Raw genomic sequence first — 26,007 nt, 5'->3', positions numbered from 1 at the left:
TAACAATATGAAACTAAATTATAAATGGCTCACCTCCACTATCATGCCCGCCCTGTTTTTATTTACTGCCTGCCAAAAAGAAGAAGTGGTAACCTATGATTCAAATGAAAGTAAAGTATATTTCCAAGCAGTAAACAGGTCTACCTCCAGCGGAATGGTAGGATACACCACGCAGACCTCCTACTCTTTTGTAGGGGCAAAAGAGAGCTTTACCAACGTCATCTTCAGAGGAACCATCCAACTATTAGGAAAGGTGGAAAACTATGACCGGAAAGTAGAGATTACTATCGACCGGGAGAACACCACCATGACCGAAGGGGAAGATTATGAAATCGACCTGGATACGGTAGTTATCAAAGCCGGTGAAAATCAGGCAAAAATAGGAGTACGCTTTCTAAGGAACGCCAGTTTCAGGACACAAAAAGAAAAGCTCGTATTAAAGTTGGAACCGAATGAGAGCTTTACTGTCCTGGAGAAATATAAGTCGGTCAATACCTGGTCGAACACTACGGCGGATTATCTGGACGGCAGCCGTTATACATTCATCATTGACGAAGTTTACAGCGAACCGGGAAGTTGGACTACGCTGAAAGCTGTAAACTATTTCGGTGCATGGAATGCCGTCAAGTATACCTTTATCAACAATTTCTTCGGATTCTCACTGGACGACTGGATCTATATCAATGGAGCAGGTTCCAAGATTACCGCAGGACGTATGCCTTACTATGCCCTCCAACTACAAAAAGAGTTACAGAGAAGGGCGGACGATCCCGAATTATCTCCCGTACTGGATGAAGACGGCTCGTATATGCAACTGCCGGAACCTTATCAAGTAGATTATTCGAATGTACAACAATAAAAACACAACGTTTATGAACAAGATAATGAAACATACCCATATAATCGGTTTGCTCTCCCTGCTCTTATTTGTCTCCTGTCTGGACGATAAAGGCAACTATACATATGGAGAAAAGGATATCATTACAATTGATATGCCGACAACACTTTCCGTAGTGGCCAATGCTGAATATATAGATATCAAACCGGTAATCACTTCCAATAAGGAAGGAGCTATCGAAGACGGCAATGCCAATTACGAATTTCTGTATGAACGGGTCAACTCTGACGGAGACTGGGTCATCCTGAGTTCCGAAAACAAAAAAGACCTTTACAGGATAGCTAATCTGGGAATCGGAAAACATACCTGCCGCTATAGTGTGACTGATAAACGTACCGGCATAAAGAGCGTCAAAGGATTTGATATCAACATTATAGTCTCTACCTCCGAAGGATGGATGCTTCTCTGTAATGAAGGCAGCGAAGAGAGAGTGCGGCTGGACATGCTTTCCCAGTTGTCGAAAGACCGCATTATCCCCGCCTACGATATAGCAAAAAATTCGGATATTCCCGAAATGTATCACGCCAGAAGCTTGGGACTCTTTTCTAACAGGATGGGAACCATCGGAGATAAAATTACACTGATGTCCGAAACGGAAAGCTATCTGCTCAATAACACATACCTTACCATCGACGGGAATGCATATGAAATGAAAGCATCACTGTTCGCTTCATCACCGGAAGACCATATTGTCAATTTCGCGTGTGTACCGAACAACTTCTTTGCGAACCATGCAGCTATCATCGCCGTGTCCAAAGAAGGCAATGCATTTGTCTGGGATCTGCAACAAAGCGGTACAGCTTTTGAAGACCCCGCCAATACCTCCGAGCGGGGAGGAGTACCAGAATATAGAGTGTCTCCCTTTGTCGGTGTAAGTACCCAACGAAGTACCAGCGGATTAAGCGACGGCGGTGCAGCCTTGCTGTATGACATCGACAACCATCGCTTTATAGGCTGGGATGGGGAAAGAGAAGAACAGGCCAGACGCCAGACCTGCTATCCACTGAAAGACCCGGACAGTGCCGAAAAGCTATTCAGCTTCAACACCGGTTCTATGGAGCTGGTTTCAATGGCAAATACAGCTTTCTCCAACGGGGCGGTTTACGCAATCATGCAAGACGGGAATAAGCGTCATATATATTCTATCAATCTATCCAACAGCGATTTCAAACAAGAGGGATGCTGGGAAGACATACAACTAACAGACTTCGACAAAGCAACCTTGTTCTGTGCCCACTCTCAATATCAAACCTTATATTATGCCTATAAAAACAAAGTATATTCTTACAACCTTTCTACGGGAGCAAGTAAAGAGGCTATCACACTTAATCCGAATGAGGAAGTAACCACAATCAAGTTTTGCATGTATGATAATCCCGGAGGAGTAACCCAGCTTACCGCAAAAATGGATGAAGAAACGGCAGCCGCCTTTACAGCCCGACAATATGAGTTGATTGTCGGTTCTTATGATACGACATCTACCGACAATAACGGTGGGATTCTTCGCTTTTACCAAACAAGTTCGCCGGGAACGGACTTGACATTGAAGCCCGGATGGGAATACACCGGATACGCAAAAATTATAGACGTTAAATATAAAGAAGTCAAACCATGATGAAAATAAATTTACTCTTAAAATGTATCATTACTACAATAATAGTATCAGGCACTATTATTCCTGCCGGTAACGCGCAAGGTATCCAATTTGAAGAATCAACTTTCAATGAGGCGCTGGCAAAAGCCGGACAGGAAAAAAAGCTGCTTTTCATAGACTGCTACACTACCTGGTGCGGTCCGTGCAAGATGCTGAGTAAAATGGTATTTCCCAACGATACCGCAGGAGCTTTCTTCAACAAACATTTCATCAACCTGAAAATGGACATGGAAAAAGGGGAAGGAAAAACACTAAGTAAAACATTCCGGATCACAGGTTATCCCACTTTACTTTTTATCAATCCAGAAAATCAGGAAATAGTGTACCGCGTATGCGGGGCACATCCCAACGTCCAGTGGCTGGTGGGTGAAGCACAAAAAGCCGTTGACCCCAATCAGAATTTGCCGGGACTTTCCGCCCGTTATACCGAAAACAAACAAGATGCCCCGACAGTACTTAGATATCTGAACGGTCTTGGCGCTGCTTCCATGACGCATGAAAGGGATAGCGTCCTGCATTTATATTTAAGTAGCCTGTCCGATGAAAACAGATACTCGGAAGACAACTGGCAGATCATTGAAAGTCAAATCAACGAACCATACTCCACCGGATTTGAGTACCTTTTAAAGTATGCTCCCGGTTACCGCCAGTCCATAGGAGAGGAGAAAGTGAATGAGAAAATAGAAATTGTCTACAAATACGCTGTTTCCAGATTTATCCGGAGAAAACGTATTCCCGCGGAGCAATTTCCACAACCAATGTTTGACAGGCTTGTATCCCTGCTGAAAGAATATAACGGTAAGAACGCTTCTTTTTACCGTGCGGAACTCAATCTTGTAGATCTGGTACAAAAAGGAGACTACAAAGGAGTGATGGACGCACTGGACGAAACAGAAAAAGATCTAGCTTTTTCAGATGACAAGCGGTTTTATTTTACTTGGGTCAATCTCAATTATCTATCTGAATGCAAAGATCCGGTTATTATCAACCGCGGGTTGGCATGGGCGGAAAAACTGAAACCTTATCTCTCTACTCCCGCCATGGAGCGAAGCTGGCTATTAATGAAATCAGCATTATACGCTACCAAAGGAGACAGTGAAACGGAAAAAGCACTGAAAGAGGAAGCGGAAAAGATGAAATAACAACTTCCATTACATATTCCTTTCCTGTTTGGTGGACATTAGCAGTCCACCAAACAGAAATATGAATCTACCGCCCGATAATCATCTCACAAACTTTATCCTGAAACACCCTTGCCTTAGTAACCGAAAGCACGTTCCGGTTCATTATGGCAAATGCTGCTTTGTGTCCATTCTTCATCTTCAGATAACCTGCAAACACATTGATAGTTGTCAAGTCATAGACAGAAATATAGAGTTTTTCCCCGAAAAATTTTGGTAGTAAAAGAAAATACGTACTTTTGCGTACATAACATAGCCAGATGGTAACACTCCCAAATAACAATATTGACAATATAAGAATGCAGGGAACAAGCAGTAAGAAAGAATTCGATATCTTTTTCAAAAAATACTATACGCTGTTCCTTTCCTTTGCCTGCCGCTATCATCTAGGTACAGAAGAAGCGCGTGATATTGTTCAGGACGTTTTCATTGCCTTTTGGGAACAACATGAGCATTTCACTTCCATCATTGCCATCAAAGCTTTTTTCTATCGTTCCATAGCCAACCGTTGTCTCGACTATCTGAAACATGAAGACGTGAAAAACCGCTATGCCGAAAGCCAACTGGAGACGATGCAGAGCGAAGAATTTATTCAGGAAAACATTATCCGGGAAGAAGTCTCGTTCATCGTGCGGAAAAAAATCAAGCTCCTCACTCCACGCGAGCAGGAAATCATCATTCTTTCACTTCAGAATAAATCCAATCAGGAGATAGCCGACATACTTTCATTGTCAGTCCCCACAGTGAAATCACACAAGATGCACGCTTATGCCCGCCTGCGTACAGAACTGGAGGAATTAAGATTTCTACTGCTTATTTTATAAAAAATCAATTTTTATATCATACTACTTGTTAAGTATGTCGTTTTACTTATAAACGCCATAGATTCCATTTATATATATGACAGAAGATAAAATCAAAGAAAGCATTCAGATAGCCGAGGAATTGGCTGGAGAAATTTGTACAGGAAAAACCTCAACTTCCCCACTTGCCGAAGAATGGAAAAAAGAGTCACCCGTACTATATGAAGAGTTACGGAAACAGGAACAACTCCCTGAGGAGATTGCTTTCCACGATTCTATCAACATAGACGAGGCACTACAACAGGTAAACAAACACATCATTCTCCCCCCAAGGAAACTCAACATCCGTGTGATAAGCAGTATCGCCGCCTCTTTCCTTTTAATTGTAAGTACAGCCACACTATGGTTGTGGACAGAAAACAAGAAAGAAGTTATCCCCGAATGGGCAACTACCGCCCCCGTTACTTCGAACACATCCATCATCGCGCAAAACAACGAACCAGTGGTTCTGCCGGAGAACAACCTGACCGTCAAAGGTAACCAACTGCTTGGAAGTACACTGGACGGCAAGCAGAACATCTCCATAAAACTGAATCCTGACAACCAATTCAATAAACTGTCTGTCCCCACAGGCGGGAGTTATCAACTGACACTGGAAGATGGGACAATCGTTCAAGTCAATGCCGCTTCCGAACTATCCTTTCCCACCCACTTCAAGAAGCATTTACGCCAGGTCAGACTGCAAGGAGAGGGATATTTCAGAGTAAAATCCAATCCCCAAAGTCCGTTCAACGTATTGTTAGGCACACTGAATGTACAAGTAACGGGAACGACCTTTAATATCAGAGCCTATGAAGCGGAAAAGAATATACGTATCACCCTTGTCGAAGGCTCGGTCAATGTGCGTGAAGGACAAAAAGTGCTTGCCACACTATCCTCCGGCGAACAGTTCACCTACCAAAAGACGACAGGCGAATACAACACTACACAAGCCAATATATCAGCCATCACCGGCTGGACAGAAGACAAATTCGTTTTCCGCAATGAGCCTATCGGTAGTATCATGGCGGAACTTTCCCGCTGGTATAATGTAGACATCAATGTAAGCGAAGATATACAAGATATACGTTACAGCGGCATACTATCACGCAAACAGCCGCTCGTAGAAATACTCAATATCCTGCACCTGACAAACGAGCTTGACTTCAAAATCTATCAGGACAGGAAAATAGACGCAATAGAGAAAAAGAATTAATAGCTACTTCTAATATTATAAACCTCACACAGTTATGACAAGCAAGTTTATTTCCAAAGGACTTATGTTGGCTGTTGCCCTCACCCTGTCCTGCACCGCTCCGCTGGCATACGCTCAAACAAGTCATCCGGAGAAGATCACCGTTACGGTTACCAAGAAACCGTTGGAAAATGTGTTGGAGAAATTGAGTAAGCAGTATGATTACCAGTTTTTCTATAATGCCTCTCTACTGAAAGGAGTCCATGTATCCGCGTCCCTACAGGATGCCGACATCAAAAACGTGATGAAAACGCTTCTCACAGGAACCGGATTGCAATACTCTATTAAAGGAAGGACGATTGTCATCACTGCAATCCCCAAGAAGGCAATAACGAAAACTCCACTGAACGGCCGTGTCACTGATAGCGACGGAAACGTGCTTCCGGGGGTCTCTATCTTCACACAGGATAAAAGCCAGGGTACTATCACCGACATCGACGGACGCTTCACTTTCTCCAAACCACTGGCATACGGAACGGTACTGAATTTCTCTTCCGTAGGCATGAAGCCTCACGACGTGGTCTATAGTGGTGAGGAACTTCTGCAGGTAGTCATGGTGGAGGATGTGAAACAACTGGACGCAGTCATCGTCACCGGTTTCCAGACTATCTCACGCGAACGGGCTACCGGTGCGGCTGTTATCATCAACAAGGATAAGATTGACAAAATACAGTCGACTAACTTAGTAAGCAAACTGGAAGGTATGAGTGCCGGACTCAGTACATATGGCGGAAGCATGAGCATTCGCGGTACTTCTTCATTTGCCGTTGGAACCAGCCCATTGATTGTTATGGACGGTCAAGTCGTAAATCAGGGAATGTCCGGCATCAACCCGGAAGATATTGAGAACATCACGGTACTGAAAGATGCCGCTTCCACCTCACTTTATGGTGTACGCGCCTCCAATGGCGTTATCGTGATAACCACCAAGAAACCCAAAGACAAGAAGACAGTCATCAACGCTTCGGCCAACTTTTATTTTAGCCCGAGTCCTTCGCTGGATTATCTGAATTATGCATCTACCAGTGATATTGTAGATTACGAAGTAAACTATCTGCTCACAGATTCTTATTACAAGAATAACCCGATGGACTATTTCGACAAGAAGAATGACCCGTCCGCACCGCAAAAATACACACAGATAGAAAGGCTTTACTACGAAATGGCAAAAGGCAATATGTCATTAGCCCAAGTAGAAGGCGCCATAGAAAAACTGCGCGAATACGATTACAGGAAAGAGTATCAGGACAAACTGACACAATTAGCTTTTACACAGGACTATAACGTATCCCTGTCAAAAGGTGGTGACAAGTCGGATATGTTCACATCCATCCGTTTCCAAAGCTTTGGAAGCAACTCGAAGACTTCGTTAAAGAGCAATAAACTAAGCCTTTACCTGAAAAACTCTTTCGACTTCACCAAATGGTTCAAGTTCACTTATGGTACCAATATTAACTATCAGACCGGAGAATCGGGAAAAGGAAATGAAAGCATAAGTTTTCTGTCTTTCATGCCATACGAACGAATTTCGGACGATAACGGGAATCCTGTATACCAATATCTGTACAACCATTATCTGGCAGAAAAAATCAGTAATACGGAAGGACTGAAGTCGCTTGGCTATAATGCAATGGAAGAATATAGAAACAATGTAGAAACTACCCGGAACCTGTATCTGCGTCTCTTTACGCAAGCCGACTTCAAACTGGCTAAAGGACTCGATCTTGGCTTGAAATTCCAATATGAGGACAATTATGGCAACACCGAACGGTATGACGAAGAGAACTCTTATTTCATGCGTAATAAGATAGATACTTATGCCAGCTCGGATGGCAAAGGCGGATTTATATATAACATCCCGATGGGAGGACATATGTCCGAACAAAACAGCCACTCTTACTTCTACAATATCCGCGGACAGTTGAATTACAACACAACCCTTGCCGAAAAACACAATATCACAGCCCTCATCGGTGGTGAAATCCGTCAGGATAAATGGCGCTCTACCAGAGGAGAACGTTATGGATATGACGATCAGAAACTGACTTCCAAATCGGTGGACTGGCCAACATTGCAGCAAGGAGTACTAGGACAATTATTCAACAAAGCAGTCACTTCAAGTGAAGTATCATCAGTCAGCGAAACCACTCACCGTTATCTCTCCGGTTATGCCAATGTGGGATATACGTATGATAGCCGTTACTCTTTCAATGGAAGCATGCGTATAGAGCAAGCCGACCTTTTCGGTACTGACCCTAAATACCGTTACCGCCCCTTATGGTCAGTCGGACTGAGCTGGAACGTGAACAACGAAGAGTTTATGAAGCCTGTCACCTGGCTGGATATGCTGAAGCTGAGAATGACTTACGGTATCACAGGTAACGTAGACCAAAATACCAGTCCATACCTGATTGGAAACTATTTTATAAATGGTTTGACTAATACAGGAGTGACAAGAATCCTCACCCCGCCCAATCCGATGTTGCGCTGGGAGAAGACCGCCACTTTCAACTTCGGTATGGACTTTGCAATGTTCAAACGGCTGAACGGTTCGTTTGATGTTTACCGCCGTTACAGTTCGGACTTGCTTGCCAACAAAACCCTTGACGCCACAGTAGGCTGGGAGCAAGCTAAGTTTAACAACGGAGCCATGAAAAATATCGGTATGGAAATCAGTCTTTCCTACGACTGGCTAAAGACCCGTGACTGGGCACTGAACACCTCATTGACAGCCTCTTATAACAAAAATACGATTGAGGAAGTCGGCTATCTCCCGACTAATGCTTCAGATATGCTCAAGGATCCTACTTCCAATTATTTGGTGGGAGATACTTACGGAACAGTATATGCATTCCGTTATGCCGGTCTGACAAGTGAAGGGGACCCTTCCATCTACGACGAAAACGGAGAAATTAAGTCAAACATAAATGTAGATAATATCGGTGCTGTTGTGAACGCAGGCCAACTGACTCCCAAATGGCAGGGAGCCTTCAACCTTAACCTGCGCTGGAAATCAGTCGAGATGTTCGCTAAAATCGTCTACTACACCGGACACTCGTTACGTAAAGATGTAACTCCTATCTATCAAGAGCCTTCTGCAGGTATGAACAAGGACTTCGTAAACAAATGGACACCCGACAATACGGATACCGACATCCCCAGAATGGGACTTCATGACACGAATGACCAGTACCGCGGTGCACACTGGAAATATGCCGATAAACAGGTAGTCAGCGCTTCTTTCATCAAAATGCGTAATATCGGACTCTCTTACACACTGCCGCAAAGTCTGACCCGCAGTTGGGGGTTCAACAACATCAGCGTACGTGCACAGGTGGATAATCCCTTCTATTGGGCAGCCAACCACAACGGTATCGACCCCGAAGCATTCAATGCCAACAATGGTACACGTACCCAAGAGCAAGTAACCAGCTATGTAGTAGGCTTAAACATTAACTTCTAAAAAAGCAAAAGACAATTATGAAAAAAAATATCATATTAGCATGCATTTGCGCTGTTGTCGGCCTTTCGGCATGCGACAACTATCTGGATATAGTTCCCAAAGGAAAGGCTGTGCTGAATACTACGGAAGACTATTTGGGATTATTGGAACCGGTAGATGCTGAATATACAATTGACAACTTCAACTATACTTCCAATGAACAGGCATGGAACAACATGGCCGAACTGGAAAGTTACAAATATCCCATAAGCTCTGCCGGTTTTTTCTGGGACGAAGGCTACGACCGTGCAGGCAATATCACCGATAATGAAAGTCTCACCGAATTATACAACAAGTGTTATGCACGAATTGCCCGCTACAATATCCTGATTGATAATATGGGAGACGCAGAAGGCCCGGAGAGTGAAAAAACAATGGGAATAGCACAGGCAAAAGCCATGAGAGCATACAACTATTTCTTCTTGGTCAACACATTTGCCAAACCTTACAACCCGTCCACCGCAGCTACGGACAACGGTATTATCATCCGTACAAAATTCGACCTCGAAGAAGTAGGCAAACAATATAGTGTGGCCGACACCTATGCTTTCATTCTCAAGGACTTGGATGAAGCTGTAGGCAATTTGCCGGAGAAATCAGTCAACGCATATCAACCGGACAGAGCTTTCGGATACGCCTTTAGAGCGAAAGTTCATCTCTTTATGAGAAATATAGATAACGCATTGAGTGATGCATTGGAAGTCCTCAAGTTCTCTAATCATGAATTATGGGATTTAAGTGCAGAATTATCCGCCTATCTGGAGAAGAACCCTTCTTTCGGAACGAATGACAGTATGTTGTATATGATGTTCCGTATGGATATGATGATGAACCCACATAAATACTCTCATCCGGAGAATCTGCTCTATTGCCCGAATAGAACCGGAGGAGCTCCCGCCATATTACGCAAACATCTGAAAGATACCTTTGACGCAGCAGCGGATTTAAGATACAATCTTATTTGTAACCCGACAATGCCCGACCGCCCTACGGCAGAACCCGGTTGCCTCTACTTCATGAACTCTACCATCATCCTACTGAACGAGAGTGGTATCCGTCTCTCCGAAGTCTATCTGATGATTGCCGAATGCTACGCACGCCAAGGCAATATAGACCTCGCATTGAAGTATCTGAACGACCTGCGCAAGACCCGCTTTTACAGCAAGTATTACCAAGACCTCGTACCGACAGATGTTGACAATAATAAGGACAAGGCACTGACATACATAAGACAGGAAAGAGCACGCGAACTTTTCACCAGTTGCAACAGTTTCTTCGATATGCGCCGTTTCTGCACCGAGTTCAATGAAACGCTGACGAAGACTTATACCGACACTAACGGCAGTACGCATACTTATACCCTGAAACCGGATTCTCATTTGCTGACCTTCCCGTTCCCGATAAAAGCAATGCAAACTACCAATCTGATACAAAACTCCAAATAATGAAACAATTCATTTTATCCATGGCCTTGCTGCTGACCTTATTCGGTCAGCAGGCAGAGGGCAGGGCTTTCCAAAGTAAAGCCGCACAAGTGGTCATTACCAATAAAACGGGCAAGGACTGCTACTTCCAGCCGGAAGGTACTCCCGGCTACACCGCCGTCACCCCTGATGCCCAAGGCCGGCAGATTTTCAATATCGACCTGCAAGCTCCCGCCTATTATCAATACATGGACGGGAAACAAAGATTCTACAGCATCTACCTGACTCCCGGCTCCCAAACCGAGATTATAGAAAGCGCCGCCGGAGTCGCCATCGAAGGAGACCATGCATCAATCAACAGCTTTATCAATGCAAACCGCTTTTTGGGGAACATGAATAAGGAAGTAAAGATGTACTCTCCCGAATGGCAGAACGAATGCAGGAAAGAACTGGAGAATCTTTGTGAGAAAGTCTCACAGAATGGCTTTCCCGAAGATTTCGTGAATATACAGAAACTGTATTATCAGTTTTCTTACTACGCCCAGCAGTTGAATGCCCCCCTGATGGCTACATTTATGAAGATGCAACTGGACTTGCCGGACAATTATTATGATTTCCTGAAAACTGCCCGGTTCAATGATCCTGCTATCCTCATCCTTCCCAAATGGTTTGATACAATGCTGAACGCTTTCGGCGAGATGGAAAGGAGAGGCTTCATCTCTGTAGACAAAGACCGCTTCATGCAGATATACGCCAACAAGATCGGAAATGAGAAAGTGCGCTCCGCTTTTCTGATAAAACTGCTCGACCTTACATTGAAGAAAGGATATACGGACAATTTCCCTGCCTATGTAGAAAGTATCCGCAGCGCCATCATCGGCGATAAGGATCAGGCTGCATTGAAAGAACTGGAAGTGAAGTATGCCGAACTGAAAGAAGCCAACAAGTCCGTTCTGAAAGGTATGCCCGCACCGGAGTTTACCGCCGTCGACGTGAACGGCAAGGAATATAAATTGTCCGACTTTGCCGGAAAAGTAGTCGTGCTCGATTTCTGGTTCACCGGTTGTGTGCCCTGCAAGATGGAAATGCCTTATATGGAGAAGATAGCGGAATCAATGAAAGGTGATCCTATCCAGTTCATCTCCATGTCACTGGATACCGGCACACAACTGTTGGACTCATGGAAGGAGATGATAAAAGACGCACAAGGTCCGGTACTCAACCTGAACGTTCCCGGTGGATTCAAATCGGAACTGCCGAAGAAATTCGGTATTCGCTCTGTACCGCGCATTGTCATCATCGATCAAGAAGGAAAAATCTATGATTCAAATGCATTGCGCCCGTCCGACCCGAAGCTGAAACAGACTCTTGAAGCCCTACTGGGTAAAAGCAATCCCAAAAAGGAAATACAAAAAGAGATGATGGCACTGATGCAGGCCGGAACAGCGGAACAGAAAGAAGCTATACTGAAAGGCGCAATGGCGAGCTACAAGGATGTGCCGGAAGTTTCGGGAATGTTGAACATGATGGTGTTTCATGTCATTGAAGGATATGCCAAAGAGAAGAACTACGAACAGGTAGAAACCTACATAAGTAAAATCGCCCCATCAGTGTTCCGCCGCGATGCAATATTCATCATCGGTTGTACACTCAGAGATAACGGTGCGCCCGACAAGGCAATGCCCTATATCAAGGAAGCAGCCGAATCGACCGTCAACATCCATCAAGAAAAGCCCGAAGATACTGAAGAGAATAAAAAACTGTCTATTATCTCCGGCGCATACGGCAATCTGCTAGCCGCACAAGGTAAACTGACGGAAGCCGGGAAATGGGTGGAACAAGCCTATGGAAACGGCGAGGGTGCCGACTTTGAGCTGAAGAAAAGCTACGTAGCTGTCCAGTTATACAAGAAAGAATACAACAAGGCATTCCCCATCCTGGAAGATATCTTCAAGAACGGCATGGGCACGGAAGTCCTGAAAGCCCAACTGAAAGAAGCCTATGTCGGCAACAATGGTTCGGATAAAGGGTTCAACAAGTTTCTCAACGGACTTTTGAAAGAGTCGGCAGAGAAACAGAAGGAAGAAATCCGGAACCGGATGATCAGCGAACCCGCCCCTTTGTTCACACTGAAAAATATGAAAGGCGAGGAAGTATCACTGGCAGCCCTGAAAGGGAAAGTCGTAATACTCGACTTCTGGGCAACGTGGTGCGGCCCGTGCAAGAGTTCTTTCCCTGCCATGCAAAAGGCGGTTGACAAGTATAAGAACAATGAAGACGTAGCTTTCTTGTTCATTGACACATGGGAAAGTGCCAAAGACCCTCTGCCGGAAGTGAAGAAGTTCATTGAAGAACATAATTACAGCTTCAATGTACTGTTCGACCTCAAAAACCCCACAAGCAAAAAAAACGAAGTAGTAACAAGCTATGGTGCAAAAGGTATTCCGGCAAAGTATATTGTTGACAAAGAGGGAAATATACGCTTCAAGCTTGTAGGCTTCTCCGGTTCCGATGAACAGGCAGTGAGCGAGTTGAGCGGAATGATAGACATACTATTGTAAAACATAAAAATTTAAACACAATGAAAACAAAAATATTAGCGATATGCCTTAGCCTGATGATGTATGGCATCATCTTATCTTCCTGCAAATCTGATGATATTGCCGGCGGTATTTTCGAAATTTCCCCCAAAGATTTAATTGTCGATGTCGACAAGGAATCAACGACTGTTTATGTTCCTATCAGCAGCTCACTGACCATCAACGACTGGGAAGTGGAGTACGGTGATTCATGGATTACACATGGAAAGAAGAGGAATTCCCTCGTACTGTCATTCGAAGCCAACCCCGACAAGAAGAAAAGAACGACTGCCATCAAGGTCACCTCTCCGGTTGCCGAATATACACTGACAGTCAATCAATATGGAGAGAATGATGTGGTAATTACGGACGGCAAAGATGCCAGAGTGATGCCTACCGGGGGAGAAGGTAGTGATCCGGCAGGTGCAAACGGAATTGAAAACACATGGGATGGTACTCCCAGACCCTATATGAGTTATACTGTTCCTGCAACTTTAGAATACTTTCTCGAAGGAACTGAAGACATTAATTACTTTGTTTACAAGCCTAGCAGCAGCGGACAATTCGGAAAGGTGAAAGTATCCGTAGCCACCGCCGAGAATCCGGACTACGTATTGCAAGGAGATTATGACTTCAACATGAAGGACGAAAGCACAACTATTCACTTCGACTCAGGAATAAAAGCAACCAAGATAAAATTTGAGGTTCAAGAAGGAAAAAATAATATGGCTGGTTGTAGTGAAATGGAATTCTACACCAAAGATTTGTTATTAGATATATTTACAGACATCACTTGTTCGGAGTTGAAACCAAACGTTGATAAAGCTGCCATCGAAAAGTTGAAATCTGATTACTTCAAGCGCATTGCTTATGCCCTGAGAGACGGCAGATACAATGAATGGGAGAAAGATTTCCGTATTCAGGAATATAAGGCATATAGTAACAATGAAGATTGGGCAACCAAACTACGAATAAAGAAATATACTGATCTGGATAATCCGACAGGAATTCATGTGAAAAAGAATGATGAACTGATTGTACTAGTAGGAGATATCCATGAACAGACAATATACCTCCAATGTATTGGCGAAGAGACAACCAGCTATACAGAAGACCATGAATACGTGCAACCAAGTTGGACAGGCCCTACCTACTCACTAAAACCGGGAATAAACAAACTCACTATGCAAAATGATGGACAGTTGTTCATAAAATACATTACTGACATAACCTCATCAAACGCCTTGCCAATCAAGATTCACATTCCGCTGGGAAGTGGTAAAGTAACCGGATACTTTGATGTCGAGAAGCACAAGACAGATGAGAAATATGCAGAATTGCTATCCAAAGCTACTCACAAATATTTTTGCGTACGTGGAGACAGAATCATGTTCTATTTCCATACAGACAAAATGCGTGAAGTGGTACAACGCAAAATCATGCCAACCCTTAATTTCTGGAACGACATCATTAAATGGGAGCAAGAACTGATGGGGATTGAAAATATCCAACCTTCCCAAATGAATAACCATATATTAGCCATCTCTCCGGAAGGCAGTTATATGTGGGGAGGTGAGCGACGGATTGCTTTTGCAAAAAGTACGCTTTATAAGATTCTGATACCCGAAAAGGTGATGTCGGAGAAAGACAATGTGTGGGGCCCGGCACATGAAATTGGACACGTTCATCAAGGGGCTATCAACTGGGCAAGTTGTACGGAATCAAGCAATAACATCTTCTCCAATTATGTATTATACAAACTCGGCAAATATTGCTCACGCGGACGGGAAATCAGCGTACTTGCAGAATCCTACAGGCAAAAGAAGGCATGGGTATTATTAGGAGATAATGCTTCTTACCAAAATGAAGATGCAGAATTGCACATGCGCATGCAATGGCAATTATGGAATTATTTCCACCGTTTAGGCAATATGCCTAATTTCTTTCAGGAACTTTTCAAAGAGTTACGTACTAATCCTCTCAACTATTATAGTCCGGGAACAGCACAAATGCAATATGCCAAAGCCGTCTGTAAGGTAGCTAATATGGATATGACAGAGTTCTTTGACAGATGGGGATTCTTTAGACCGGTAGCTATCACAAACTATGAGCAGTATGAATCATTTATATATATCGTAAATCAAACAATGATAGACCAAACAAAAGAGTATATGGCAGGATTTTCCAAGAAAGTACCTCCCATCTGCTACTTGGAAGATCGTAAAAATGGGGATGTCGGCATTGAAAACTATCAAGTAGGTGACGTCGGGCATTATTCACTGTTCAAGGACAATGTGAAGATTACAGGTACCCCGACTTATAATCTATCGGCAAACAGGATTACTATAAATAACGGTACACAAGCGGTTGCATTCGAAATACGTAAAGACAATGAAAATGGAGAATTACTATACTTCTTCAACTTCCTCTCGTATTCAATTCCACCGACAGTCACCATTGACGGAACAACTAAATTCTATGCTGTGCAGGCAGATGGAAAGAGGATTGAAATGAAGAAAGAATAAGTCACTTGATAAAGATCTCATATTTCCTTATATAAAACAGAAAGGACTGCCTCACTCGAAGCAGTCCTTTTTTATATCTAAAAGCTAATTAAAATTATATTTCAAGTAATTGCGCCACCGCTCACTGCGCTGTCGCTTAGTAAAAATTCCGTTTTCAGAAACAATAGTCCCCTACAACGCTTCCCGGAATATCTCACCTACCGTAGGATGAGGGAAAACAATCCTCTTCCATTGCGCCGCAGTCAATCCGAGTTCAATGGCAGTTCCTGCGAGCGTAATAATCTCCGAAGCCGGATTGCCCAACACGTGCGCTCCAATCACCCGTTCCTGTTCATCCAGCAATACTTTGCAGACTCCGTTCACTCCCTCGTTTTCCGCCACAAACCGACCGGAATATGCCATCGGCAGCTTTACGACTTGATAAGTAATGCCTTTCGCTGAGGCTGACTCTTCCGTTTCACCCGCTCCGGCAATCTCCGGATTGGTATAGACAACGCCCGGAATGGCACGATAGCTCATAGCATCTTCTTTACCTAATATAGAATGTACAGCCACTTCCGCTTCACGAACGGCTGTGTGTGCCAGTAAAGAGAATCCGGTCAGGTCACCGCAGACATAAACACCAGGTACGGAAGTCTGCATCTTCTCATTCACTTTGATAGCACCACGCTCTGTCTTATCCAGATTCAGATTTTCGAGTCCGAAGCCTTTCGTTACGGGACGACGGCCGACACTCATCAGCAGCTTCTCCGCTACCACGCTACCACTTCCTTCTGCATTTTCATAAGAAACGACAGACCCTTCTTCCATCTGCGACAGACCGACAACTTTCGTACTAAGCAGGAATTTAATGCCCCGTTTTGCATATTCAGCACGCAGCAGAGCGGAAAGTTCCTTATCCATTCCGCCAAGAATCTCATCCAGCATTTCAACTACCGTCACCTGCACTCCCAGGCTATTGAAGAAAGAAGCGAACTCCATTCCTATCACTCCACCACCGACGATAACCAAAGAAGCAGGCAGTTCTTTATTGTCCAATGCATCCCGATGCGTCCAGTAGTTCACCGTTTCCACTCCGGGAATAGGGGGAATAAAGGTTTCCGAACCGGTGCAAAGTATCAGATTCTCGCCTTCGTAAGTTTCTTCACCGCAGCGGACTGTATTTTTATCTATGATTTGCGCTTCTCCCGATAGTATCGTAACATTGTTTGAGGTCAGTTTTGCTTTCACTCCCAATACCAGTTTACGTACCACTTTGCTCTTGCGGGCAATAATCTTGGGCAGGTCGAAAGAGACTTCGGATACATTTACCGCATACTTTGACGCATGCTTTGCGCCATCATAAGTTTTTGCCGAATAGAGCAGGGTTTTGGTCGGGATACACCCTTCGTTCAGGCATACACCGCCCAGATTCTTCTTTTCGATAAGCAACACGTTCAAACCGGCTTTGCCGGCAGCTTCGGCAGCCGTATACCCGGCAGGACCGCCGCCGATAATAATCACTTGGTATTTCATAGTATATAACTTATTTAGTTCATTTTCTTTTCAATCAGTTCCATAAATTCCCGTTCTTTGACAGGCATAACGGAAGCAAACTTGTCTTTTCCATACTCTATCAGTATGTAATCAGTCACCGAGAAACTTCCGAATTTCATGGAACGGTATTTCTGTATAGTCGTGATTTCGGAAATAGGAATTACCTTCTTGCGGATAAAGCGCCCGCGGGATATTTCGAGATTTCCGTCCGTAGTCACCGTATAGACTGTATGTATGATCTGTTCGATCACTACAATAAGCATGAGCATAAACAGCACAGCCGGCAAGATATATTTACACCACAAAGCGCCGACGGCATTTACTGTAAGTACTGCCAGAAGGAAATACTGGTACCAGGCGATGCGGGCATGAAAAATTCGATTCATTTTGTCAGATTTTTGCCTGCAAGGTAGCAATTTTATGAATTAGTGACAACGAAAAGTACAACGAAGTAACTTATTTTGTAGCTTTGCGGTGAGAAATAACAAAATTATGGTAAGAAAATTCGATTTCCTCGTTATCGGCTCCGGAATTGCCGGTATGAGTTTTGCGCTGAAAGTGGCGCACAAAGGTAAAGTTGCTCTTATCTGTAAAAGCGGGTTGGAAGAAGCCAATACGTACTTCGCACAAGGCGGGGTAGCATCCGTGACCAACCTGCTGGTAGACAATTTCGACAAACACATTGAAGACACCATGAACGCCGGCGACTGGATCAGCGACCGTGCCGCAGTGGAGAAAGTAGTGCGCGAAGCTCCTGCACAAATTGAAGAACTGATTAAGTGGGGAGTGGACTTCGACAAAAACGAGAAAGGCGAATTCGACTTGCACCGCGAAGGGGGACACTCGGAATTCCGTATCCTTCACCACAAAGACAACACAGGAGCTGAAATACAGGACAGCCTGATCAAAGCCGTGCAACGGCATCCGAATATTACGGTAATCGAAAACCAGTTTGCCATTGAGATCCTGACACAGCATCATCTGGGAGTAACCGTTACCCGCCAGACACCGGACATTAAATGTTACGGTGCTTATATCCTCGACCCGAAAACCGGAAAAGTGGATACTTACCTTGCCAAAGTGACTTTGATGGCTACCGGCGGAGTAGGCGCCGTCTACAAAACGACTACCAATCCGCTAGTCGCTACCGGAGACGGTATAGCCATGGTTTACCGTGCCAAAGGTACAGTGAAAGATATGGAATTTGTACAATTCCACCCCACCGCCCTCTATCATCCGGGCGACCGCCCCTCTTTCCTGATTACGGAAGCAATGCGCGGCTACGGTGGCGTACTCCGCACCATGGATGGCAAGGAATTCATGCAGAAATATGACCCGCGTCTTTCGCTTGCCCCGCGTGACATCGTGGCACGTGCCATTGACAACGAGATGAAGAATCGCGGAGACGACCATGTTTATCTGGACGTCACCCACAAAGACCCGGAAGAAACAAAGAAACATTTCCCCAATATCTACGAAAAATGCCTGAGCCTGGGCATCGACATCACTAAAGATTATATCCCGGTAGCTCCGGCCGCCCACTATCTCTGTGGCGGTATCCTCGTAGACTTGAACGGACAGTCTTCCATCGAACGTCTTTACGCAGTAGGAGAGTGCTCTTGTACAGGACTGCACGGGGGAAACCGCCTGGCTTCAAACTCACTGATAGAAGCCGTTGTTTATGCCGACGCAGCCGCCAAACATAGCTTGCAAGTCATAGACCGGTATTCCTACAACGAAGACATTCCCGAATGGAACGATGAGGGAACCCGTTCTCCGGAAGAAATGGTACTCATCACGCAGAGCATGAAGGAAGTCAATCAGATTATGAGTACTTACGTGGGTATTGTCCGCAGCGACCTCCGCCTGAAACGTGCCTGGGATCGGCTGGATATTATCTACGAGGAGACTGAGAGCCTGTTCAAACGCAGTGTCGCTTCCAGAGAAATCTGTGAATTGCGTAATATGGTGAATGTCGGTTATCTGATTATGCGCCAGGCAATGGAGCGCAAGGAAAGCCGCGGATTGCATTACACGATTGATTATCCTCACGCAAAGAAATAAAAAAATGCCGCTTGCAAATGATTGCAAGCGGCATTTTCTTTATCCGGTTAATCTATGGAGGTAGATTAATAATTTTCTTTCTTCACTTCGAAGTATGCTTGCGGATGCAGACATGCCGGACAAACTTCAGGAGCTTCCTTACCTACGGTAATATAACCGCAGTTACGGCATTGCCATACTACTTCGCCTTCTTTAGCGAATACTGTCATATTCTCGATATTGTTCACAAAAGCCAGATATCTTTCTTCGTGACCTTTTTCAGCGATAGAAATGTTGCGGTACATCGCAGCAATCATCGGGAAACCTTCCTGTTCTGCCACATCTGCAAAGTGAGGATAATCCAGTGACCATTCTTCATGTTCACCTGCTGCTGCGGCACGAAGATTTTCGAGTGTAGTACCGATTACACCAGCCGGATAGCTGGCGGTAATTTCAACCATACCGCCTTCCAGGAACTTAAACATACGTTTTGCATGTTCTTTTTCCTGATCAGCCGTTTCTGTGAAAATTGCAGAAATTTGTTCGTAACCTTCTTTTTTAGCCACACTTGCAAAATAAGTGTAACGCATTCTTGCCTGTGATTCTCCTGCGAATGAAGTCAACAGATTCTTCTCTGTCTGAGTTCCTTTAATGCTCTTAGCCATAATCTATATATATTTTAAATTGGTGATTACCGAACGTAACTTGTCGTACTATTTACAACGCAAATATAAGCGAATTGTTCGCAATAAACTGTCTTTTCTTTATAAATAAAAACTATCAGGACATTGATGAAATCTATCAACAGACAAATAATATGCTGGATAACATACTTATTTCGATTATTTTATATAATTTTGCAACCTCTACTTTGCAAAAGGAACGGATTACACGTATAACAACTCATAAAAATGAAGCTATTTGAATTTAAACCCAAACTGGTTTCTTGTTTAAAGAATTATTCAAAAGAAACATTTATGGCGGATCTGATGGCCGGTATCATCGTAGGTATCGTGGCACTTCCATTGGCTATCGCCTTCGGTATCGCTTCGGGAGTATCGCCCGAAAAAGGTATTATCACTGCCATCATCGCCGGATTTATCATCTCCCTGATGGGCGGAAGCAAAGTCCAGATCGGTGGTCCGACGGGAGCTTTCATCGTTATCATCTACGGCATCATCCAGCAATATGGAGAAGCCGGACTGATTGTAGCCACGCTTATGGCGGGCGTTCTTCTTGTATTACTAGGAGTGTTCAAACTCGGGGCAGTCATCAAGTTCATCCCTTATCCTATCATTGTCGGATTTACCAGTGGTATCGCCGTCACCATTTTCACTACCCAGATTGCCGATATCTTCGGTTTATCCTTCGGAGATGAGAAAGTTCCGGGAGATTTTGTAGGCAAGTGGATGATTTATTTCCGTCATTTCGATACAATCAACTGGTGGAACACCATTGTTAGTATTGTCAGCATTATCATCATTGCCATTACTCCCAAGTTCTCAAAGAAAATCCCCGGTTCATTGATAGCAATTGTTGTTGTCACTGCCGCCGTTTATCTGATGAAGACTTTCGGCGGAATCGACTGTATCCAGACGATAGGCGACCGCTTCACTATCAAATCAGAATTACCCGATGCCGTTGTACCTGCCTTGGACTGGGAAGCTATCAGAGAATTGTTCCCGGTAGCTATCACTATTGCCGTATTGGGTGCTATCGAATCATTGCTATCTGCCACCGTAGCCGACGGTGTGATTGGCGACCGGCACGACTCCAACACGGAACTTATCGCACAGGGCGCGGCAAATATAGTAGCTCCTTTGTTCGGCGGCATCCCCGCTACCGGAGCTATCGCCCGTACCATGACGAATATCAACAATGGTGGCAAGACACCGATAGCCGGCATTATCCATGCGGTAGTTCTGCTCCTGATTCTGCTTTTCCTGATGCCGTTGGCGCAATATATCCCGATGGCATGTCTTGCCGGCGTGTTAGTCATTGTATCTTATAATATGAGCGGCTGGCGTGTATTCAAGGCTTTATTGAAAAATCCGAAATCAGATGTCACCGTCCTGCTTATCACTTTCTTCCTTACGGTCATCTTCGACTTGACCGTTGCCATCGAAGTAGGATTAGTCATTGCCTGCGTGCTCTTTATGAAGCGTGTCATGGAGACGACCGAGATTTCCGTAATCACGGACGAGATTGACCCGAATAAAGAATCGGACATTACCATACACGAAGAAAACCTGATGATTCCCAAAGGCATAGAGGTATACGAAATCAACGGCCCTTATTTCTTCGGCATTGCTACCAAGTTTGAAGAAACAATGGCACAATTGGGTGACCGTCCGAAAGTACGTATCATCCGTATGCGGAAAGTCCCGTTCATTGATTCTACGGGTATTCACAACCTGACTGTGCTTTGTGAAATGTCGCAGAAAGAAAAGATTACCGTTATTCTTTCCGGTGTAAACGATAAGGTACATAAAGTACTGGAAAAAGCAGGTTTCTATGAATTGCTGGGAAAAGATAATATCTGTCCGAACATTAATGTGGCGTTGGAAAGAGCGGAAAGCATTATGAAATAGTACAGATTGGAAAAGAGAGAACACTTCGAATATTTTCTCATCTCGATGAGTGTTTTTCTCATAACATTGAGAAATGTTTGAGTTCCTCACATTCCTTTAAACTCTGAAAAAGGAGACAGGTTGGCCGTTTTATAACCCTTATCCGAAAAAATCCCCCGCTATATGAAAGGCTTTTATGTACTTCTCAAAACAAAAAGCTTTCATATAGCGGGAGATTCTATTTATAATCCCGACAGGAAAAGATTAACGATTCTCCGTATCTTTCATACAACGTACGGAAAAAGCATGAGAACGCCCCGCGGAATGAGTCCATGTTTTATCTGCCGATTTATAATATATGGCACTGCCACCCTGGTCTTTATCATTTCCGTAGTTGGTAGCAGGTGAGTTCGACCAATAACAAGCGGCAGTTGTAGAATTATTAGTGGTACGGTCTGACGGATTAGATCCCCAGCGGGCACCTGCTAACGGCCAATAAGCATAGTTTGTACCGTCATAACAGTATTTTATCACTCCGATACTCGTTTGCTTCACATACTCGCCGCTCTTTTCCACCTCTGCCAGTACTCCCGGAGATACCACACGGTAACCTTTCGGACAAGGGTCATAGATAGATTTATGACCGTCAGACGGATTATTAAAAGTATTAGATTCGTTCGGATTTCCCCAAAAATCATCCTTGCGGTCAGTACGTGCACCTGTCCATGCTCCCAAATACCAGTCGGACTTTGTATTATCCACTGTCGCAGTATAAAGCAACTCACGGGGATGTTCTATGGAGAAGCGCACACTCGTAGCCTCGGTAGGTATCGAGTAATAACCATTTGCTCCCCAGCCGAACGGAGTAGGACGTCCCCATTGGAAATAAACTCCATTCGTCTTCCAGTTATCTTCTACCGTATATGTACCCAAATTACGATCTTGGACAATATAGCCGGTATTCCCGTAAGCATGTTCTGCCGGAACAGGCGTCATCCATACAATAAAGCTCCATATAACAGTCGAGCGGTCTTCTCCATAAATCGCTACCTGACCGCAACCACCATCATAACCATTCGAAATTTTATAAGAATTGACCGTAATATTATAATCACTGCTTACCGGAGAAATATCCGTTGTAGACCCATTGACACCAACCATCTTATGACCGTTGTTCAAATCACAGTTGAAAATAGTTCCGGCATATTTTGGTTCTTCCACTTCCATAAAGTTACCACGCGCCTTTACACTAATCGTATTGTTCACACCGGAAGAAGAAATAGTAGTCATTATACAGTTTGATTCGCCATATGCCCATCCTCCGACTAGCAAACGTGTCTCCACGGGCTCATACCATTCACATGAGTTATCCGAAAGTTTCAGGTCGTTGATGGCAATGACATTGACAGCATTTGCCTGTAACGATTTACCTTCTTTCAAGATAGGGATGGTAACTGTCGTCTGATTATCACCTTCCAGAGTGACAACGATGTAGACCTGCTTATCTTTCAATTCTGCCGGATACGTGGTCAGATAGACCTCCTGAGTAGTGGCAAGTAGTTCGGGAACGGCTAAAGAAACAGTTGCATACGGTTTATTTTCCGAATCAAAAGTCAGTTCGTCCGTATCCAGATTGGCAGTAAACGTACCGGAAAGAGGTGTCCGGGTATCCTTATCATATAAAGACACACTTTTCAGTTTATAAGTAGAAAGCTCCTGTGAAGAAATGCTGAATTTCACATACGCCATTGGATGCCTCAGAGAAAACTGTGCAGATTTACTTGTACTGTTCACTGTCGTTGTTGCATAGGCAAAACCATATTTACCGATATGATGACTATCCCCGGGCTTGCTCTGCTCCTGTTCAGTAGCGAGAGAAGCGGTAATCTTATTACCCTCGTCCGCCAGTTTCGTACTTGCTTTATAAGGATAATAGACAAGAATCTTCGTTTCTCCCTCTTTCGCAGGATTCACACCTTCCGCTGTAAAAACACCGGAGTTCTGTCCGACAGATTCGTCGCTCAACAAAGCCTCCACATTATCTATATCCGCCCCTTCGGTGCGGGAAAAAAGTCCGAGAGCATCCCCGTCACTCCAAAGTACCGGATAGATATCTCCCGTCTTATCACCAATAGAAGTACGCGTCCGGGCCGAAGTAAGCCCTATCAACGTGAATTGCGACTCTTCCAACAGTTCTTTATTCCCGTCAGACGAAAAGATATCCTCTTGCGTGCAGCCCGTCATTGCCAAAGCCACTACGCAGACTGCTAATAATATATTTTTCATATTCATGTATTCTTTTGAAGTTACACCATTTCTTACTTACCACTCATTCTCTTCCAACTCACCGGCAGAGTTGTCATCACTCCACATTCCTTCCGTTCCCGATGCCTTCCATGTCTGAAAAGCGGAACATACGGCACGCCCTTCGGCATTATAGGCGATGATCGCACTGATATAATTGACTCCCGGCTTTAACCCTTCGACAATTTTGTGAGTGTAAGGCAGAGATACAGGCACTCCGTTCTCTTCTACGAACTTCACCAGTTTCACCTCAATGTTATAATCAAAGCCTATATCGGCCACCGGATAGAAATCAATGACTTTCGCTCCGAACGTAGTACCTGTTTGCTGCTCGGAAGTAATCAGAGCCGTATTGTCCGCAATCTCCGAAACTATCAGGTTCATAGTGGGAATGACACGCGGAGCCGAATCATCCTTGTCCGAACAGGAGGCAGTTATCAGCAGTAGTACGAAGATAAATGCCATATTTATATGTAAGTTCTTCATAATCATATTGTATTAGTTTTATGTTTATAGATTCTTATAGCGCAGCAATGCTTCCAGAAAGTAATAATCGGCATACGTCAGGGGGACATCCACTTCGCTTTTATCAGGAAGTGCCCCCACGCTATGCTTCAGAATGAAATTTTCGTTCGTACCCGGTTCTGCCAGATACTCTTTCGAGGCAAGCGTACGGAGTTGCTTTTCTGCCATGGCAAGATAAGATTCCTTGGCTTCCGTGCCGGGGATATAACGGCTTAGTTCGATAAAGGCGGAGGCCATGATAGCCGCTGCGGAAGCATCCCGATAAGTCTGCTCTTCTACCGGAGCGTCGAAATCCCAGTAAGGAATACCGTCGGCCGGCAAACGGCGGAGCAGCATATCGGCGATATGTCCGGCTTGCAACAGGTAATTCTGATACCCCGTCAGGCGGAACATCATCGTATAGCTATACAAGGCCCATGCCTGTCCACGACTCCAGGAGGAATCGTCCGAGAAGCCCTGCACCGTTTGCTTACCGCGCACTGCACCCGTCTCAGGGTCATAATCCACCAGATGATACGTAGAATAATCATCCCGGAAGTGATGCTGGATAGTGGTATTGGCATGCGTACAGGCTACGTTCTGCAAAGAGTCGTCGGCGTAGGCTTTCGACATGGACAACAGCAGTTCAAGGTTCATCATATTGTCAATAATCACCGGGTACTTCCAGTCGCAGCCTTTGCGCACAAAGTCCCAGCTACGGATTACACCGACAGTAGGATTGAAGCGGGTTGACAAGGATTTGGCGCCCTGATAGAGCACTTGTTTATAAGCCTCATTACCTGTCAGCCGGAAAGCATTCCCGTAACTGCAATTCAACTGGAAACCGACATCATGATCTCTAGTCACATATTGTATAGAGTCGAGTTTCAGCGTGTTCTTCTCGGCCAGTGTTTTCACTGCGTCCTTCCGGGTATATTCGTAGATATACCAGAGGGAACCGGGATAGAAACCGCTGCACCACCAATAGATATTCGAGGGAACAAACTCACCGTCGGCAGAGAGCGTGCGGGGAAGTGTCTTTTCTGTCAGGCGGGCATCCATAGCCGTGTATTGTTGCTCCGCAACGGTAAATACACGGTCAATCAACGCCTCCATCGGCTCCTGCTTCGTGCAGGAGACCAATGTCAAAAGTCCGAGTATAGATATTAATAAGATTCTCATACGTTCCA

Annotated in this window: 17 protein-coding genes and 1 pseudogene; 11 read left to right on the top strand and 7 right to left on the bottom strand. The window is 44.5% G+C overall.

Annotation, left to right across the window (positions count from 1 at the left end; genetic code table 11):
- Positions 1–7 precede the first annotated feature (7 nt).
- Genes ACGHVY_RS24200 through ACGHVY_RS24190 form a run of 3 tightly spaced genes read left to right on the top strand, consistent with a single transcriptional unit; the run spans position 8 to position 3,694 of the window.
- Positions 8–859 carry a DUF4843 domain-containing protein gene (locus ACGHVY_RS24200; RefSeq protein WP_390602049.1) on the top strand — a complete coding sequence of 284 codons (852 nt, stop codon included), beginning with the start codon at positions 8–10 and terminating at the stop codon, positions 857–859.
- A 13-nt stretch (positions 860–872) separates the two neighbouring features.
- The gene (locus ACGHVY_RS24195; RefSeq protein ID WP_390602048.1) at positions 873–2,513 is read left to right on the top strand and encodes a PKD-like family lipoprotein; all 1,641 of its coding nucleotides are present in this window, start codon (positions 873–875) and stop codon (positions 2,511–2,513) included.
- Positions 2,510–3,694, top strand: a complete 1,185-nt coding sequence (locus ACGHVY_RS24190; RefSeq protein ID WP_390602047.1) for a thioredoxin family protein — start codon at positions 2,510–2,512, stop codon at positions 3,692–3,694. The genes ACGHVY_RS24195 and ACGHVY_RS24190 overlap by 4 nt, the downstream gene beginning before the upstream one ends.
- Before the next feature lie 67 nt (positions 3,695–3,761).
- Here the strand turns inward: ACGHVY_RS24190 and ACGHVY_RS24185 are convergent.
- Positions 3,762–3,905, bottom strand: a pseudogene (locus tag ACGHVY_RS24185) (peptidase M15); the annotation flags it as partial.
- A gap of 88 nt (positions 3,906–3,993) precedes the next feature.
- On the opposite strand from ACGHVY_RS24185, the gene ACGHVY_RS24180 reads away from it, so the two are divergent.
- The 6 genes from ACGHVY_RS24180 (at position 3,994) to ACGHVY_RS24155 (ending at position 15,860) form a co-directional block, all read left to right on the top strand.
- Positions 3,994–4,557, top strand: coding sequence for an RNA polymerase sigma-70 factor (locus ACGHVY_RS24180; protein WP_390602046.1), 564 nt, complete (start codon positions 3,994–3,996; stop codon positions 4,555–4,557).
- A gap of 76 nt (positions 4,558–4,633) precedes the next feature.
- Positions 4,634–5,791 carry a FecR family protein gene (locus ACGHVY_RS24175; RefSeq protein WP_390602045.1) on the top strand — a complete coding sequence of 386 codons (1,158 nt, stop codon included), beginning with the start codon at positions 4,634–4,636 and terminating at the stop codon, positions 5,789–5,791.
- A gap of 34 nt (positions 5,792–5,825) precedes the next feature.
- Entirely contained in the window at positions 5,826–9,293 is a 3,468-nt protein-coding gene (locus ACGHVY_RS24170) for a SusC/RagA family TonB-linked outer membrane protein (protein WP_390602044.1), read from the top strand.
- A gap of 17 nt (positions 9,294–9,310) precedes the next feature.
- A complete protein-coding gene (locus ACGHVY_RS24165) occupies positions 9,311–10,777 on the top strand; it encodes a RagB/SusD family nutrient uptake outer membrane protein (RefSeq protein WP_390602043.1) in 1,467 nt (488 codons plus the stop codon).
- On the top strand, positions 10,777–13,317 hold the full coding sequence (locus ACGHVY_RS24160) for a redoxin domain-containing protein (protein ID WP_390602042.1): 2,541 nt from the start codon (positions 10,777–10,779) through the stop codon (positions 13,315–13,317). The genes ACGHVY_RS24165 and ACGHVY_RS24160 overlap by 1 nt, the downstream gene beginning before the upstream one ends.
- A gap of 20 nt (positions 13,318–13,337) precedes the next feature.
- On the top strand, positions 13,338–15,860 hold the full coding sequence (locus tag ACGHVY_RS24155) for a M60 family metallopeptidase (protein ID WP_390602041.1): 2,523 nt from the start codon (positions 13,338–13,340) through the stop codon (positions 15,858–15,860).
- A gap of 171 nt (positions 15,861–16,031) precedes the next feature.
- Here ACGHVY_RS24155 and lpdA read toward each other — a convergent pair whose 3' ends face one another.
- Together lpdA and ACGHVY_RS24145 are read right to left on the bottom strand one after the other, a co-directional pair.
- On the bottom strand, positions 16,032–17,375 hold the full coding sequence (gene lpdA / locus ACGHVY_RS24150) for a dihydrolipoyl dehydrogenase (RefSeq protein ID WP_390602040.1): 1,344 nt from the start codon (positions 17,373–17,375) through the stop codon (positions 16,032–16,034).
- A gap of 14 nt (positions 17,376–17,389) precedes the next feature.
- Complete coding sequence (locus ACGHVY_RS24145) at positions 17,390–17,782, bottom strand: PH domain-containing protein (protein ID WP_390602039.1); 393 nt, start codon at positions 17,780–17,782, stop codon at positions 17,390–17,392.
- A 106-nt stretch (positions 17,783–17,888) separates the two neighbouring features.
- Between ACGHVY_RS24145 and nadB the strand changes: the two genes are divergently transcribed.
- Positions 17,889–19,460, top strand: coding sequence for an L-aspartate oxidase (gene nadB, locus ACGHVY_RS24140; RefSeq protein WP_390602038.1), 1,572 nt, complete (start codon positions 17,889–17,891; stop codon positions 19,458–19,460).
- A 65-nt stretch (positions 19,461–19,525) separates the two neighbouring features.
- On the opposite strand, the gene rbr is transcribed toward nadB, so the two are convergent.
- The gene (rbr, locus tag ACGHVY_RS24135; RefSeq protein ID WP_005676804.1) at positions 19,526–20,104 is read right to left on the bottom strand and encodes a rubrerythrin; all 579 of its coding nucleotides are present in this window, start codon (positions 20,102–20,104) and stop codon (positions 19,526–19,528) included.
- 246 nt (positions 20,105–20,350) lie between these two features.
- Between rbr and ACGHVY_RS24130 the strand changes: the two genes are divergently transcribed.
- Positions 20,351–22,030 carry a SulP family inorganic anion transporter gene (locus ACGHVY_RS24130; protein ID WP_390602037.1) on the top strand — a complete coding sequence of 560 codons (1,680 nt, stop codon included), beginning with the start codon at positions 20,351–20,353 and terminating at the stop codon, positions 22,028–22,030.
- 243 nt (positions 22,031–22,273) lie between these two features.
- Here ACGHVY_RS24130 and ACGHVY_RS24125 read toward each other — a convergent pair whose 3' ends face one another.
- From ACGHVY_RS24125 to ACGHVY_RS24115, 3 genes are read right to left on the bottom strand one after another with little or no spacing between them, the layout of a single operon-like run.
- On the bottom strand, positions 22,274–24,295 hold the full coding sequence (locus tag ACGHVY_RS24125) for a hypothetical protein (RefSeq protein ID WP_390602036.1): 2,022 nt from the start codon (positions 24,293–24,295) through the stop codon (positions 22,274–22,276).
- Positions 24,296–24,331: 36 nt separating this feature from the next.
- A complete protein-coding gene (locus ACGHVY_RS24120; RefSeq protein WP_390602035.1) occupies positions 24,332–24,805 on the bottom strand; it encodes a hypothetical protein in 474 nt (157 codons plus the stop codon).
- Between the two features lie 18 nt (positions 24,806–24,823).
- Entirely contained in the window at positions 24,824–25,999 is a 1,176-nt protein-coding gene (locus ACGHVY_RS24115; RefSeq protein ID WP_390602034.1) for a glycoside hydrolase family 88 protein, read from the bottom strand.
- Positions 26,000–26,007: the final 8 nt, after the last annotated feature.

It is taken from the genome of Bacteroides sp. f07 (genome assembly GCF_042854785.1).
Taxonomy (GTDB): domain Bacteria; phylum Bacteroidota; class Bacteroidia; order Bacteroidales; family Bacteroidaceae; genus Bacteroides.
This window is presented reverse-complemented; position numbering and strand designations above follow the sequence as displayed.

What these genes read in the sequence shown, in the direction of transcription:
- ACGHVY_RS24200 (WP_390602049.1), top strand. Translation starts at nt 8, where the DNA reads ATGAAACTAAATTATAAATGGCTCACCTCCACTATCATGCCCGCCCTG.
- ACGHVY_RS24195 (WP_390602048.1), top strand. Translation starts at nt 873, where the DNA reads ATGAACAAGATAATGAAACATACCCATATAATCGGTTTGCTCTCCCTG.
- ACGHVY_RS24190 (WP_390602047.1), top strand. Translation starts at nt 2,510, where the DNA reads ATGATGAAAATAAATTTACTCTTAAAATGTATCATTACTACAATAATA.
- ACGHVY_RS24180 (WP_390602046.1), top strand. Translation starts at nt 3,994, where the DNA reads ATGGTAACACTCCCAAATAACAATATTGACAATATAAGAATGCAGGGA.
- ACGHVY_RS24175 (WP_390602045.1), top strand. Translation starts at nt 4,634, where the DNA reads ATGACAGAAGATAAAATCAAAGAAAGCATTCAGATAGCCGAGGAATTG.
- ACGHVY_RS24170 (WP_390602044.1), top strand. Translation starts at nt 5,826, where the DNA reads ATGACAAGCAAGTTTATTTCCAAAGGACTTATGTTGGCTGTTGCCCTC.
- ACGHVY_RS24165 (WP_390602043.1), top strand. Translation starts at nt 9,311, where the DNA reads ATGAAAAAAAATATCATATTAGCATGCATTTGCGCTGTTGTCGGCCTT.
- ACGHVY_RS24160 (WP_390602042.1), top strand. Translation starts at nt 10,777, where the DNA reads ATGAAACAATTCATTTTATCCATGGCCTTGCTGCTGACCTTATTCGGT.
- ACGHVY_RS24155 (WP_390602041.1), top strand. Translation starts at nt 13,338, where the DNA reads ATGAAAACAAAAATATTAGCGATATGCCTTAGCCTGATGATGTATGGC.
- lpdA (WP_390602040.1), bottom strand. Translation starts at nt 17,375, where the DNA reads ATGAAATACCAAGTGATTATTATCGGCGGCGGTCCTGCCGGGTATACG.
- ACGHVY_RS24145 (WP_390602039.1), bottom strand. Translation starts at nt 17,782, where the DNA reads ATGAATCGAATTTTTCATGCCCGCATCGCCTGGTACCAGTATTTCCTT.
- nadB (WP_390602038.1), top strand. Translation starts at nt 17,889, where the DNA reads ATGGTAAGAAAATTCGATTTCCTCGTTATCGGCTCCGGAATTGCCGGT.
- rbr (WP_005676804.1), bottom strand. Translation starts at nt 20,104, where the DNA reads ATGGCTAAGAGCATTAAAGGAACTCAGACAGAGAAGAATCTGTTGACT.
- ACGHVY_RS24130 (WP_390602037.1), top strand. Translation starts at nt 20,351, where the DNA reads ATGAAGCTATTTGAATTTAAACCCAAACTGGTTTCTTGTTTAAAGAAT.
- ACGHVY_RS24125 (WP_390602036.1), bottom strand. Translation starts at nt 24,295, where the DNA reads ATGAAAAATATATTATTAGCAGTCTGCGTAGTGGCTTTGGCAATGACG.
- ACGHVY_RS24120 (WP_390602035.1), bottom strand. Translation starts at nt 24,805, where the DNA reads ATGATTATGAAGAACTTACATATAAATATGGCATTTATCTTCGTACTA.
- ACGHVY_RS24115 (WP_390602034.1), bottom strand. Translation starts at nt 25,999, where the DNA reads ATGAGAATCTTATTAATATCTATACTCGGACTTTTGACATTGGTCTCC.